Below are 13,162 nucleotides of genomic sequence, written 5' to 3'. Positions count from 1 at the left end.
CCGGGCTGAAGAGTTACAATCTATGATGGATTTAGCCAGCCACGGCATTAGTCAGTTAATGGAAAAACAACGGGAAGTACTGGCAGCATCATGAAAAAAATCGTCTTAGCAACCGGCAATCAAGGCAAACTGCGTGAGTTTGCACAATTACTTGCACCTCTAAAAATTGAGATCGTCTCACAAGCCGATCTCGATGTCATTGAGGCTGAAGAAACCGGTCTAAGCTTTGTCGAAAATGCCATCATTAAAGCGCGTAATGCCTGTCACCAAACAGGCTTGGCTGCTATAGCTGATGATTCAGGTATTGAAGTAGATGCCCTGTGCGGTGCGCCGGGCATTTATTCTTCTCGCTATGCAGGCAGTTCTGCCAGTGATGAAGAAAATGTTGCCGCCCTGCTCTCGGCGTTGAAAGATGTACCGGCATCTGAACGAAGTGCACGGTTCCAATGTGTGATTGTCTTCATGCGTCATGCTGAGGATCCCACTCCCTTAATCTTTCAAGGAAGCTGGCAAGGTCAGATTATGACGGAAGCACTCGGCGAGGGAGGCTTTGGCTATGACCCTATCTTTTTTGTCCCTGAGACAGACTGCAGCGCGGCTGAACTTAGCTCAGAACAGAAACATGCTATCAGCCATCGAGGCCAGGCTATGCGCCAGTTTATAGAAGAGTTTCCATACAGCCGTCATCAGTTCTGATTACTCAGATACCACGCTTCAACAGTGTTAACTGACCATGTGCCGTTTCCCCTTTTCACTTCTCATGATGACGTTAGCGCTATTCGCCTGCACAACTTATGACTCTGATCGCCCCATTACACCGATTCGTAGCGGGCAAAACCTGAGTGATATCTGGGACAATTATTATCGTTTTTTTATTGGTCAGCCAAATCCAGCACTTTTCTCCGTCTGCCATAGCATGAGCTGTTACAGAATCAGTGAAGTCAGCCTGAGTAAAAAAGATTGGTCAGGCATACTCAACTTATTCAATAAAACAACCAATGCTCATGAAGAACGACAGGCCATTCAACAAGCCATTGCCAACCTGGAGACGCTGATCGGAAAACAAATTGGCAGCGAGAAAGATTTAGCGCGTAACCAGATTGCCAATAATCGCTTTGGTCAATTGGACTGCGTGGATGAAGCCACCAATACCAGTGTTTACCTGCGTATGCTTGAGAAAGCCGGTGTTCTAAAATGGCATACCTCTGCTTCACGTACTTCACGGGGTATTTTTCAGGGACAGGCGCCACACAACACCGCCACCATCATTGATACACAAACGCACACTCGTTATGCCGTAGACTCCTGGTTTTATGGCAATGGCGAAATGCCTGTCATTATTTATTTAGATGATTGGAAGGCAGGCTGGGAACCGGAATCAAACTAATGTTTAACTTTACATCCTTACCACCACTTAGTCTGTATATTCACGTTCCCTGGTGTGTGCGTAAATGTCCCTATTGTGATTTTAACTCCCATGATAATCATCAATCTCTGCCAGAATCGGCTTATATTGATGCACTGATACGCGATCTGGAACAAGAATTACCCCTGATTTGGGGACGGTCAATTAATACGGTATTTATTGGCGGCGGCACACCCAGTCTGTTTTCAGCTGAAGCCTATGATCGGCTATTCTCATCGCTGCGGGCCTTACTGCCTTTACAACATGATGCTGAAATTACACTGGAAGCTAATCCGGGTACGGTAGAAGCCGGTCGTTTTCATGAATATCGTGATGTGGGCATCAACCGGTTAAGTATTGGTATTCAAAGCTTCGACCAGAATGCTTTGCAGGCGTTAGGCCGAATTCATGACGGTCAGCAAGCGATCAAAGCGGTTGAATATGCTCATCAAGCTGGCTTTGATAGTTTTAATCTGGATCTGATGTTTGGTTTGCCTGGACAGGATGAGAAAAAAGCGCGACATGATGTTGAAACGGCCATTGCACTTGCCCCACCGCATATTTCTTACTATCAATTAACGATAGAACCCAACACCTTGTTTTACTCTCAGCCACCGAGCCTGCCGGATGATGATCCGATCTATGATTGGCAACTGACCAATCAGGCGCGTCTGGCTGAAGCAGGCTACAAACAGTATGAAACCTCGGCCTATGCACAAAAAGGTCATCAATGTCGGCATAATGTTAATTACTGGCGCTTTGGTGATTATATTGGTATCGGCGCTGGCGCACATGGCAAAATCAGCAGTGTTTCTCCACAGCAAATTCAGCGACGAGTTAAACAAAAACAACCACAGAAGTATATGGAAACGGCAGGCACAGAAGCGGGCTTAGTTGAGAAAACGCTGGTCAGCCCGGATGAGGTAGGCTTTGAGTTTATGCTTAATGCGATGCGCTTACTGGATGGCGTACCCACGCCCCTTTTCCAGCAGCATACCGGTGTGCCGATTTCGACGATAAGACGAGCTATGCAGCAAGCTGAGCAGTTAGAGTTATTAGAGCATACGATCGAGAAAATCCGACCCACAGAAAAAGGCCAACGTTACCTGAATAGTCTGATTGAGCTATTTATAGAGGCATAGTATGCTTTTTCGCATACTTCTTTAAGGAAACGTCTATGACGACTCGTTCTCTACTTATCATTGGCACAGCATTATTCTCTTTTACAAACCTGTGCCAGGCAGAAGTGATCTCCATTACTGATCCCAGCTATGAAGTGGCTAATGATCCTACAGGGATTGTCCGGCCGACCAGAGGCATGAGCATGGCTCAGGTTAAACAACAGTTTGGAGAACCGCAATCAACGCAGCCAGCGGTTGGCCAGCCCCCCATTACACGTTGGGAATATAAAAAGTTTGAAGTGGTATTTGAATACGACAAAGTGATTCATTCAGTTGCCGTGAGATAAGAACTAAGACAACTCAATAACAGAAAACTTAATCGTCCTGACTGGGCTCAGGTTCAATATTCAGGAAACGTTTTAATGCCCATTTCGGCAGCGTTCCCATTCTAGCGTGATGAAGAGAATCTGATTCAATCACGATCAATACCAATACGCTCACCAGCGTTGGCAGAATACCTAAACCACCAATCATAGCGTAGACGGCTTCTTTCATCATGCCAAGATACATATGACCCAGCACACCTAAGGTCGACACGCTAACAAGCAGTATAAGAATCATCATAAAAAAACGACTCCAGCGGCGTGCTACTTGCCAATGCGCCCAGACGAATTCGCCGTCTTCACGTTTTACCTTACTGGATCGCCAGTAAGTATATCCCAGTGCCATAAATGAAATTAATGGCACTAGGAATAGATACTTCATGTACGACGGACCGAACGTCGAAATCGCGGTAAACACAAGAATATGGTTACCAATTAAGTTACTCAGAAAAATATCATGGGGCAACTTGGCGCGAGCGATTTCCTTTTCGGTAGGGTCCGCGTAATAAGTCATATCATTACACCATATTATTCAAAATGGCTTCACGAACAGCGTCAAGTTCAGCATTTACGGTGACGACAGCAGAAGTACTTTGTTTAATAGCAGTATCAGGATCTTTTAAACCATGACCCGTTAATGTACAGACAATCGTACTGCCTTCGGGAATCTTGCCTGATTTCACATCACGCAATGCTCCAGCTAGAGAAGTAGCTGATGCAGGCTCACAGAACACACCTTCTTTTTCAGCTAATAATTTCTGTGCAGCCAGGATTTCTTCATCTGAACATTCATCAAACCAACCACCTGACTCTTCTTTCACCTGCCAGGCTTTATCCCAGCTTTGTGGGTGACCAATACGAATTGCAGTCGCCACCGTCTCAGGATCGTCTACCATGTGTCCACGCATGAACGGTGCACTACCAGCGGCTTGGTAGCCAATCATCTTAGGACGGTTACCGACGATAGCACCACCGGCATATTTGCATTTACCACCACAATACGCACATGCATCAGTGACATGGTCACCTGAATCACATGAATACTCACAATAACCAATCCAGTGAGCGGTGATATTACCGGCATTACCAACAGGTAAACAGTGATAATCAGGTGCACGACCTAACTCTTCAACGATCTCAAAAGCGGCTGTTTTTTGACCTTGTAAACGGTATGGATTGATAGAGTTAACAATAGTGACTGGTGCATGATCAGCCACTTCTTTAACTAACTGCATACCCTGATCAAAGTTACCTTTGATTTGAATCACGGTTGCGCCGTGCATCATAGCCTGAGCCAATTTGCCTTGTGCAATTTTGCCGTCAGGAATAAGTACAAATGCAGCGATGCCGGCACGTGCCGCATAGGCAGCAGCGGCAGCAGATGTATTACCTGTTGAAGCACAGATAATCGCTTTACTACCCTCTTCTACTGCTTTCGTTACGGCCATGGTCATACCACGGTCTTTGAAAGAGCCAGTTGGGTTCAGGCCTTCGTACTTAACATAAATATCGACATCCTTACCCAGCTCTTTTGTAATGTGGTTGAGCTTAATAAGCGGGGTATTGCCTTCACCAAGACTGATCAGGCGGGTATCGTCATTGACTGGTAAACGGTCGCGATAGCGCTCAATTAATCCAGTGTAACGTGGTCGAAATGACATAATAATTTCCTCTAAATGAATGCTTTATACAGGCTTAACCACCAAGCGATTCCATGCGAATACGCATAATGGAATCGGGTACAGTGTCCAGCGCTTCAATTTGCGCTATCGCCTGATCCATATTTTTTTCAATGACAGCTTGGGTCAGCATGATGATGGGCACCATTCCCTCATGTTCTTCAGGCTGCTTCTGCAAGATGGCTTCAATATTGATGCCTTCCTTGCTTAAAATTCGTGTGATATCCGCTAATACACCCGGTTTATCCAGCGTGTGGATACGTAGGTAATATGATGTCACAACTTCTGACATCGGCAGAATAGGCGTATCTTTCAATGCATCTGGTTGGAAAGCCAAGTGTGGTACGCGGTTTTCAGGATCGGTGGTCAATGCGCGGACAATATCGACAATGTCAGCCACGACAGCTGAAGCCGTCGCTTCTGAACCAGCGCCAGCGCCATAGTAAAGCGTTGGGCCAACCGCATCCCCTTTCACCACCACCGCATTCATTACGCCATTGACATTAGCTAATAAACGACGCTGTGGAATCAATGTCGGATGAACTCGTAATTCCACGCCAGATGTTGTTTTCTTCGCGATGCCAAGATGTTTGATTCTATAACCCAACTCATTGGCATTTAACACGTCTTCCTGAGCAATACGACTGATGCCTTCGGTGTAACATTTATCGAACTGTAATGGGATGCCAAAGGCAATGGAGGCCATGATGGTCAGTTTATGCGCCGCATCAATACCTTCAATATCAAAGGTAGGATCCGCTTCAGCATAACCCAGCGCCTGTGCTTCCGCTAACACGTCAGCAAAGTCCCGGCCTTTTTCCCGCATTTCTGTCAGGATGAAGTTGCCTGTACCGTTGATAATGCCTGCCAGCCATTCAATACGATTACCAGCCAAACCTTCACGCATAGCTTTGATGATAGGAATACCACCAGCAACAGCCGCTTCAAAAGAGATGGTGACGCCTCTTTCCTGAGCGAGCTCAAATAGCTCGTTACCGTGCATGGCAATAAGCGCTTTGTTGGCTGTCACGACATGCTTGCCGTTTTCGATGGCTTTTATTACCAACTCTTTCGCCACACCGGTACCGCCAATCAATTCAACCACAATCTGAATGTCAGGATCGTTGATGATGTCAAAAGCATCATCCGTTAAATTGATAGCAGAAGTGTCACAGCCTTTAGGTTTATCAAGGTCACGATCAGCAGCGCGATATATTTCCATATCACGACCTGCACGACGACTGATTTCTCTCGAGTTCCGGGTTAATACGTTGACAGTACCACTACCAACCGTCCCTAAGCCCAGAATTCCGATTTTTACTGATTGCACTCTGCCCCCTACGGTTTTCTCATCATGTCACGGATCCCACGGATCGCCTGACGTGTACGATGTTCGTTTTCGATCAATCCAAAGCGAACGTAATCATCACCATACTCACCAAAACCAATACCAGGTGAGACAGCCACTTTCGCTTCTTTCAATAATTTTTTACTAAATTCTAATGAGCCAAGCTCACGATATTTCTCTGGAATTTTTGCCCATACAAACATGGTCGCTTTCGGTTTTTCAACCTGCCAGCCAATCGCATTTAAGCCATCACACAAGACATCACGACGACTTCTGTATGTTTCAACAATCTCATCAACACAATCCTGTGGTCCTTCCAAGGCGGTGATGGCTGCTACCTGAATCGGTGTAAACATACCGTAATCCAAGTAGGACTTCATCCGCGCCAGAGCAGCAATTAATGTTGGGTTACCAGACATAAAGCCAACACGCCAACCAGGCATATTGTATGTTTTTGACAGTGTGTAAAACTCCACAGCCACTTCTTTCGCGCCTGGTATTTGTAAGATGGAAGGTGCTTTATAACCATCGAACACGATTTCACCATACGCTAAATCATGCACCACCCAGATTTTATGCTCGCGAGCAAAATCCACAACCTTCTGGAAAAAGTCCAAATCCACGCATTGAGTAGTGGGATTACCGGGAAAGTTAAGCACCAGCATTTTAGGTTTAGGCCATGAATCTTTGACCGACTTTTCTAACTCCGCAAAAAAGTCTACATCCGGGGTAAGCGGCACATGGCGAATATCTGCACCAGCGATAACAAAACCATAAGGATGAATCGGATAAGCCGGATTAGGTACTAACACCGCATCACCTGGGCCTACTGTCGCTAATGCTAAGTGCGCTAGCCCTTCTTTAGAACCGATGGTAACAATACATTCTGTTTCGGGATCAAGATCAACATCAAACTTGCGTTTGTACCAGCCAGTGCAGGCTTTACGCAGCCTTGGAATACCGCGTGATACTGAGTAACGGTGAGTATCTGGCCGCTGCGCCGCTTCGACCAGTTTTTCTACAATATGCGCGGGTGCCGGGCGATCGGGGTTCCCCATACCAAAATCAATGATATCCTCACCACGCGCACGTGCTTTTGCTTTCAAATCATTTACAATGTTGAAAACGTAAGGCGGAAGGCGTTTAATTCTTGGAAATTCGTCGTTCAACTGAATACCTGCGATAAGCTAAAACTGTCGGCAAACTAAGCAAAATAACTGAAATTAATAAACACTTCAAATTCATTTATCAGAAGCGATTACTATGAGCCAGCAAGACCTATTTTATAACAAAATCCTGAAAGATCTTGAGGACGGTAAACTTCTTTTACCCACATTGCCAGAAGTGGCACTCAAGGTGAGAGAAGTTGTTGATGACCCAGATGCCACTGCAGTGCAATTGGCAGACATTATTGTAACCGATCCCGCCCTGTCGGCGCGCTTATTAAAAGTAGCGAACAGTCCTTTATATCGTGGTCGTGTTCCGATTGAGAGTATCCACATGGCGGTGCCAAGATTAGGCCTGACCATGGTGCGTAATATCGTCACCAGCCTGATGATGGAACAAATGTTCAATGCCTCCAATAAACGATTGGAGAAGCGTCTTAAAGCGCTATGGGAACATAGCACCAAGGTTTCTGCGCAAAGTCAGGTGCTGGCCAGCAAAATTCCAAAAATGAATACGGATGAAGCGATGTTGGCTGGTTTAATCCATTCGATTGGTACTTTACCCATTCTGATGCAGGCAGAAGAGGAAGCAGGTTTATTAGACAATCCAAAACGATTGGATCAGATTATCGACAACCTCTACCCACGCGTTGGCGCTGCTATTCTTCGCAAATGGGAATTTCCGCAAAGCTTGATTGATGTCGCTGCTGAGCATAAAAATCTAAATCGCAACAGCGGTCCAGCAGGTCCTGACTTGGTAGATGTAGTTCAAGTTGCCTATCTGCAAAGCTTATTTGATACGGAAAAAGCCCTGGATCCCCTCACATTAAACAAAGTGATTTCTTTTGAGAAAGTAGGCGCTGATACAGGCCTCACAGTCTATGAAATCGATGAGAATAGTGAAGAATATCTGGAAGCGTTGGCTTTATTCAATATACAACCATAGCGTTGATATGCTGATTATTAAAGGGCAGATCTTCTGCCCTTTTTTGTTTATGTCATTGAGATTGTTCAGGAGCAAAAAGCCGAAATCAGGTAGAGTAACTTTGTCACAGAAAAAATACACGGTTACACATGAACTCTGAGTTTGACACTTTGTTTAATCGATTCAAACGTTACTCGCAGCGGCTTTTATTATTATCTTTAATGTCTCTGATGGCCGCCTGTCAGACAAGTCCCCCCGTATACACTCCACCACAACCTATTGGCACTATTGATCAGCAACACACTCTCAGCCAGCTATATCGTCAGTATCAGCAATGGAATGGCACCCCCTATCGTTTAGGTGGCAATAACCGATCGGGTATCGATTGTTCAGCCTTTGTCCAGCAGACGTATCAACACTTGTTTGGTATCACTATGCCACGCACAACCTCCCAACAAATCCTGCAGGGAAAACACATCAAACGCACTGAGCTTAAATCCGGGGACTTAGTTTTTTTCCGCAAAGGCAGTCATGTAGGTATTTACCTGGAAGAGGACAAATTTCTTCACGTCTCGACGAAAATAGGTGTCACTATCTCGAGTATGCATAATAGTTACTGGGCGCGTTATTTCTGGCAAGCAGTGAGAGTGAAACCGGTAAGCAGCATTTCACCTTAGGCACATTGCTATATCGTCAGACTCACGGCAATATGTGCCAGATTGATTATTCAATCATCAGTACATTTTTAGGAGAACGCATCATGTTCCAACGCGCTTGCTTAATGCTGTCATGCTTCAGTCTTATGGCTGTTTGTTTACCAGCCTACGCTGACAAACCAAATTTAACACCAGGAATGTGGGCTCATACGACCACGACAACGATTCAAGGGCCGATGTCTCTCGAGCCACAAACATCAAGTAATCAGGAATGCCTTACTCAAGCACAAATTGATAAAGGCGTGGATATGTTGGAGATTCCTAAGCAGTGCCTGGTTCAAAAAGTCAACGTATTACGTGACACCGCTGACTTTGCTGTGGATTGTGATATACAGGGGATAAAAAATCACTTTATCGGCCACACTAATTTCCGAGGCGACCATATGGATGGTCAAATGAGCAGTGAGATGAATAGCCCGATGGGCACCATGGTGATGACGATGAACTTTTCTGCAAAGCGTATTGGTGCATGTCCAGCGGCTAAATAAAGGCTATTAAGTTTGCATCAGATCAAAGCTGGCCTTGTTAACAATATAGTGCTAGCGATGATACTCACACCAGAAACAAAAAAGGCGAGAAGTTTCTCGCCTTTTTTGATCAAACCAGAACGACTATTCCGGACGCATATGCGGGAATAACAATACGTCACGGATGGAGGGTGAGTCAGTCAGTAACATGACCAATCGATCAATACCGATACCTTCTCCCGCTGTAGGGGGCATACCGTATTCAAGTGCACGGATATAATCGGCATCGTAGTGCATCGCCTCATCGTCACCGGCATCTTTTTCTTCTACCTGCGCTTTGAAACGTTCGGCTTGATCTTCTGCATCATTCAACTCTGAGAAGCCATTGGCAATTTCACGGCCACCCACAAAAAATTCAAATCGATCAGTGACGAACGGGTCATCGTCATTACGGCGAGCCAGTGGAGAGACCTCTGTTGGATAGGCGGTGATAAATGTCGGATCCATCAAACGGTGCTCAACGGTTTTTTCAAAAATTTCGATTTGGACTTTACCCAGCCCATATGATTCTTTTAGTGGGATATCTAACGATTTAGCAATCGCACGCGCCGACTCAATATCATCCAACTGTTCCGCTGTTAGATCTGGATTAAAGTGCAGAATCGACTCTTTTACCGTCATACGAGTAAACGGTTTGGCAAAATCAATATCCAGACCTTGATAGTGAACTTGCGTTGAACCTAAAACATCTTGAGTGACTGTACGTAACATGTCCTCTGTCAGATCCATTAATTCATGGTAATCAGCATAGGCCTGGTAAAACTCGACCATGGTGAATTCTGGATTATGACGCGTAGATAAACCTTCATTACGGAAATTGCGATTGATTTCAAACACACGCTCAAAACCACCCACGACCAAACGTTTTAAATACAGCTCAGGGGCAATGCGAAGATATAAGCCCATGTCTAATGCATTATGATGTGTGGTGAATGGACGAGCGGTTGCCCCACCAGGAATGGCTTGCATCATGGGTGTCTCAACTTCCAGATAATCTTTCGCCATCAAATAACGACGAACACCATCAACGATTTTAGTCCGCACACGGAATACGTCACGACTGGCTTCGTTCATGATTAAGTCAACATAACGTTGGCGGTAACGTGTTTCCTGATCAGATAATCCGTGGAATTTCTCAGGCAGTGGTCTGAGTGATTTGGTTAATAACTGAATGCTATCAACATGCACTGACAATTCACCTTTTTGCGTGCGAAATAATGTGCCTTCTGCACCGATGATATCACCCAGGTCCCAGCTTTTAAATTGAGGATAAACGCCTTCAGGTAATTCATCACGAGCCACATACAATTGAATATTACCTGACATGTCGCGTACCGTCGCAAAACTGGCCTTACCCATGACACGTTTGGTCATCATGCGGCCAGCAATCTTCACACGCAATGGGTTCGCTTTTAATTTTTCAGCATCCCACTCGGCATACTCTGCCTGCAGTTCAGCATTCATGACATTACGACGAAAGTCGTTTGGAAAGGCATTGCCTTGTTCTCTCAACTCTGCCAGTTTTTCACGTCTCTGAGCAATTAAACGGTTTTCATCCAGTTCTGTTTCATTTGTCATTCGGGTTTCCAGCTTATAATCCTGATTTGAGTGAGGCTTCGATAAATGGGTCTAAGTCGCCATCCAACACCGCTTGTGTATTACCGGTTTCAACACCGGTACGCAGGTCTTTGATGCGAGACTGATCGAGCACATAAGAACGTATCTGACTGCCCCAGCCAATATCTGACTTCGACTCTTCAGCAGCCTGTTTCACTTCGTTTTGTTTCATTAATTCCAGTTCGTACAACTTTGCCCGTAACTGGTTCATTGCACGATCTCTATTCTGATGCTGCGAACGTTCAGTCTGACATTGCACTACTGTATTGGTCGGTACGTGAGTAATACGAACAGCCGAGTCAGTGGTATTCACATGCTGACCACCAGCACCACTGGAGCGATAAGTATCGGTTCTCAGGTCTGCTGGGTTGATATCAATTTCAATAGTGTCATCCACTTCCGGATAAACAAAGACCGATGCAAATGACGTATGTCGACGAGCACCAGAATCAAAGGGGGATTTACGTACAAGACGATGCACACCGGTTTCTGTACGCAACATACCAAAGGCATATTCACCTTCAAATCGGACAGTGGCACTTTTGATACCGGCGACCTCACCCGCTGACACTTCCATCAACTCGACTTTATAGTCTTGAGATTCACCCCAACGCAGATACATACGCAAAATCATATTTGCCCAGTCCTGGGCTTCGGTACCACCAGAGCCAGACTGGATATCCAGATACGCATTATTTTTATCCAGCTTGCCGGAAAACATGCGCTGGAATTCCAGCTTTTCCAAACCTTTTTCTAATTCATTCAGATCAGCCTGGATTGCATCAAACGTGGCCTGATCATTATCCTCAACTGCTAATTCGAGTAGTTCTTTTGCATCATCCAGCATGTCACGATGGCCAGATAAAGTCGTGACAATTTTTTCTAAACTGGCACGCTCCTGCCCTAATTTCTGAGCCGTGTCTGGATTTTCCCAAACACTGGGAGATTCCAGCTCGCGCGTGACTTCAATTAATCTTTCAGCTTTCTCATCATAGTCAAAGATACCCCCTAAGATCGTCACTACGATCTCGTAGGTCTTTGATTCGCTGCATCGTTGCGCCTAGTTCCAAAGGTAACCTCTAGTAAATTTGATTGAACACCGGCGAATCCGGCAAGCCCCATATTGTAGCTGATTTGTCATAAAAATGGCGTACCCCACTTTTATCGTTTAGGTAAGAAGCGTTGTGGGTCGACAGGTTTGCCATTTCGACGTATTTCAAAATGTAATTGATATCGCTGGGTGCCGGTGCGCCCCAACGTGGCTATCTTTTGACCGGACTTGACTATTTGGCCTTCTTTGACCAGCAAACTTTCATTGTGAGCATAGGCGCTCAGGTAAACATCATTATGCTTTATAATCAGTAAGTTGCCATATCTTGGAAGTCCATTCCCACTGTATACAACTTTACCTGAAGCAGCCGCGATAACAGGCTGTCCGGCTTTACCTGAGATATCGATACCCTTGCCTCCAGAGCTGCTATTGGAATAGGAACCAATCACTACACCATCTGTAGGCCAGCGCCATTGTAAATTCTGATTACCGCTATAGCTGGACGTCGTCGTTGAAGATTTGGCTGGTTTAGTGGATGTGGTGGGTTTTGTCACTTTGGGTTTTGATGACGTAGAACTCGGTTTTGTGACCGCTTTTCCTTTATTGGAGGTCGTGGATGCTGTCCGTGTGCTGGTAGTGGATCGTTTGAATTTAAGCTTTTGCCCAACGTAGATGGTATAAGGCGAACGAATACCATTAATTCGCGCCAGCTCCTTATAATCCATGCCATATCGCCAGCTAATGGAATACAGTGTGTCGCCTTTTTTTACGGTATATGAAGAAGGAGGTGAGGTTATTTTCCGTTGGCTGCTATCGTAACCATAAGAGCCAACAGGGGCTAATGCTCTACTGCCCCCACCACATGAGGATAATAAAAAAATCAGCAGTAGCGGCCCGATCCATTGCATATGTCTATACGAATATAAAATAACCTATCACCAAACCCAGAACAGTGAACCAACCTAGTCGGTCTACCCATAGGTGGAGTTTGGATTCCAATTCAGGCCCTCCCCAGCGCATCAGACCAGCCACTAAAAAGAAACGCATACCTCGACCAACAAACGATCCGAGCAAGAACGGTATCAGTGCCATATTGGCGGCACCTGCTGCTATAGTGAATATTTTGAACGGTATAGGAGTAAACCCGGCCAGAAATATGGCCCAAATCCCCCACTGGTCAAACCACTCTGCCGCATGAATATACGCATCCATATAGCCTAGTGA

The 13,162-nt window shown here is 45.4% G+C and carries 15 protein-coding genes; 7 read left to right on the top strand and 8 right to left on the bottom strand.

Features of this window, described 5'->3' with window-relative positions; translation table 11 throughout:
* Positions 1-90 precede the first annotated feature (90 nt).
* The 4 genes from rdgB (at position 91) to B4K20_RS02575 (ending at position 2,873) form a co-directional block, all read left to right on the top strand.
* The gene (gene rdgB / locus B4K20_RS02590; RefSeq protein ID WP_289281774.1) at positions 91-696 is read left to right on the top strand and encodes an RdgB/HAM1 family non-canonical purine NTP pyrophosphatase; all 606 of its coding nucleotides are present in this window, start codon (positions 91-93) and stop codon (positions 694-696) included.
* A 64-nt stretch (positions 697-760) separates the two neighbouring features.
* Positions 761-1,387, top strand: a complete 627-nt coding sequence (locus B4K20_RS02585) for a hypothetical protein (protein WP_289281773.1) — start codon at positions 761-763, stop codon at positions 1,385-1,387.
* A complete protein-coding gene (gene hemW, locus B4K20_RS02580) occupies positions 1,387-2,547 on the top strand; it encodes a radical SAM family heme chaperone HemW (RefSeq protein WP_286303852.1) in 1,161 nt (386 codons plus the stop codon). The genes B4K20_RS02585 and hemW overlap by 1 nt, the downstream gene beginning before the upstream one ends.
* Before the next feature lie 35 nt (positions 2,548-2,582).
* Positions 2,583-2,873: a hypothetical protein gene (locus B4K20_RS02575; RefSeq protein WP_289281772.1), complete on the top strand. Its 291-nt coding sequence runs from the start codon at positions 2,583-2,585 to the stop codon at positions 2,871-2,873.
* Positions 2,874-2,901: 28 nt separating this feature from the next.
* Here B4K20_RS02575 and B4K20_RS02570 read toward each other — a convergent pair whose 3' ends face one another.
* From B4K20_RS02570 to alaC, 4 genes are read right to left on the bottom strand one after another with little or no spacing between them, the layout of a single operon-like run.
* Positions 2,902-3,423, bottom strand: a complete 522-nt coding sequence (locus B4K20_RS02570) for a hypothetical protein (RefSeq protein WP_286303850.1) — start codon at positions 3,421-3,423, stop codon at positions 2,902-2,904.
* Positions 3,424-3,427: 4 nt separating this feature from the next.
* A complete protein-coding gene (thrC, locus tag B4K20_RS02565; protein WP_286303849.1) occupies positions 3,428-4,570 on the bottom strand; it encodes a threonine synthase in 1,143 nt (380 codons plus the stop codon).
* 34 nt (positions 4,571-4,604) lie between these two features.
* A complete protein-coding gene (locus tag B4K20_RS02560; protein ID WP_289281771.1) occupies positions 4,605-5,918 on the bottom strand; it encodes a homoserine dehydrogenase in 1,314 nt (437 codons plus the stop codon).
* An 8-nt stretch (positions 5,919-5,926) separates the two neighbouring features.
* A complete protein-coding gene (alaC, locus tag B4K20_RS02555; RefSeq protein ID WP_286303847.1) occupies positions 5,927-7,105 on the bottom strand; it encodes an alanine transaminase in 1,179 nt (392 codons plus the stop codon).
* Between the two features lie 94 nt (positions 7,106-7,199).
* Between alaC and B4K20_RS02550 the strand changes: the two genes are divergently transcribed.
* From B4K20_RS02550 to B4K20_RS02540, 3 genes are all read left to right on the top strand, one after another.
* Positions 7,200-8,048 (top strand): HDOD domain-containing protein, encoded by an 849-nt coding sequence (locus B4K20_RS02550; protein WP_286303846.1) that lies wholly within the window; start codon positions 7,200-7,202, stop codon positions 8,046-8,048.
* A 128-nt stretch (positions 8,049-8,176) separates the two neighbouring features.
* Positions 8,177-8,704 carry an NlpC/P60 family protein gene (locus B4K20_RS02545; protein WP_289243119.1) on the top strand — a complete coding sequence of 176 codons (528 nt, stop codon included), beginning with the start codon at positions 8,177-8,179 and terminating at the stop codon, positions 8,702-8,704.
* An 83-nt stretch (positions 8,705-8,787) separates the two neighbouring features.
* Positions 8,788-9,231 carry a DUF3617 domain-containing protein gene (locus B4K20_RS02540; protein WP_289243118.1) on the top strand — a complete coding sequence of 148 codons (444 nt, stop codon included), beginning with the start codon at positions 8,788-8,790 and terminating at the stop codon, positions 9,229-9,231.
* Positions 9,232-9,354: 123 nt separating this feature from the next.
* Here the strand turns inward: B4K20_RS02540 and lysS are convergent, their stop codons facing one another.
* From lysS to B4K20_RS02520, 4 genes are all read right to left on the bottom strand, one after another.
* On the bottom strand, positions 9,355-10,848 hold the full coding sequence (lysS, locus tag B4K20_RS02535; protein ID WP_289243117.1) for a lysine--tRNA ligase: 1,494 nt from the start codon (positions 10,846-10,848) through the stop codon (positions 9,355-9,357).
* 13 nt (positions 10,849-10,861) lie between these two features.
* Positions 10,862-11,939, bottom strand: a protein-coding gene (gene prfB / locus B4K20_RS02530) for a peptide chain release factor 2 (RefSeq protein ID WP_289281770.1) whose coding sequence is annotated in 2 segments (ribosomal slippage) — positions 10,862-11,884 and positions 11,886-11,939 — 1,077 coding nt in all. Because the reading frame shifts where the segments join, the coding sequence is not laid out codon by codon here.
* Between the two features lie 109 nt (positions 11,940-12,048).
* A complete protein-coding gene (locus B4K20_RS02525) occupies positions 12,049-12,846 on the bottom strand; it encodes a peptidoglycan DD-metalloendopeptidase family protein (RefSeq protein WP_289281769.1) in 798 nt (265 codons plus the stop codon).
* 4 nt (positions 12,847-12,850) lie between these two features.
* The coding region (locus B4K20_RS02520) for a YqaA family protein (protein ID WP_289281768.1) at positions 12,851-13,162 on the bottom strand (312 nt) is incomplete at its 5' end.

Source organism: Methylophaga sp. UBA5088, from assembly GCF_002414625.1.
Lineage (GTDB): Bacteria > Pseudomonadota > Gammaproteobacteria > Nitrosococcales > Methylophagaceae > Methylophaga > Methylophaga marina.
Note: the sequence above shows the minus strand (reverse complement) of the source record. Positions and strands in the feature narration are given on the sequence as shown.

Excerpts from the sequence above, each read along its gene's own strand:
- rdgB (WP_289281774.1), top strand. The coding sequence starts at position 91 with ATGAAAAAAATCGTCTTAGCAACCGGCAATCAAGGCAAACTGCGTGAG.
- B4K20_RS02585 (WP_289281773.1), top strand. The coding sequence starts at position 761 with ATGATGACGTTAGCGCTATTCGCCTGCACAACTTATGACTCTGATCGC.
- hemW (WP_286303852.1), top strand. The coding sequence starts at position 1,387 with ATGTTTAACTTTACATCCTTACCACCACTTAGTCTGTATATTCACGTT.
- B4K20_RS02575 (WP_289281772.1), top strand. The coding sequence starts at position 2,583 with ATGACGACTCGTTCTCTACTTATCATTGGCACAGCATTATTCTCTTTT.
- B4K20_RS02570 (WP_286303850.1), bottom strand. The coding sequence starts at position 3,423 with ATGACTTATTACGCGGACCCTACCGAAAAGGAAATCGCTCGCGCCAAG.
- thrC (WP_286303849.1), bottom strand. The coding sequence starts at position 4,570 with ATGTCATTTCGACCACGTTACACTGGATTAATTGAGCGCTATCGCGAC.
- B4K20_RS02550 (WP_286303846.1), top strand. The coding sequence starts at position 7,200 with ATGAGCCAGCAAGACCTATTTTATAACAAAATCCTGAAAGATCTTGAG.
- B4K20_RS02545 (WP_289243119.1), top strand. The coding sequence starts at position 8,177 with ATGAACTCTGAGTTTGACACTTTGTTTAATCGATTCAAACGTTACTCG.
- B4K20_RS02540 (WP_289243118.1), top strand. The coding sequence starts at position 8,788 with ATGTTCCAACGCGCTTGCTTAATGCTGTCATGCTTCAGTCTTATGGCT.
- lysS (WP_289243117.1), bottom strand. The coding sequence starts at position 10,848 with ATGACAAATGAAACAGAACTGGATGAAAACCGTTTAATTGCTCAGAGA.
- B4K20_RS02525 (WP_289281769.1), bottom strand. The coding sequence starts at position 12,846 with ATGCAATGGATCGGGCCGCTACTGCTGATTTTTTTATTATCCTCATGT.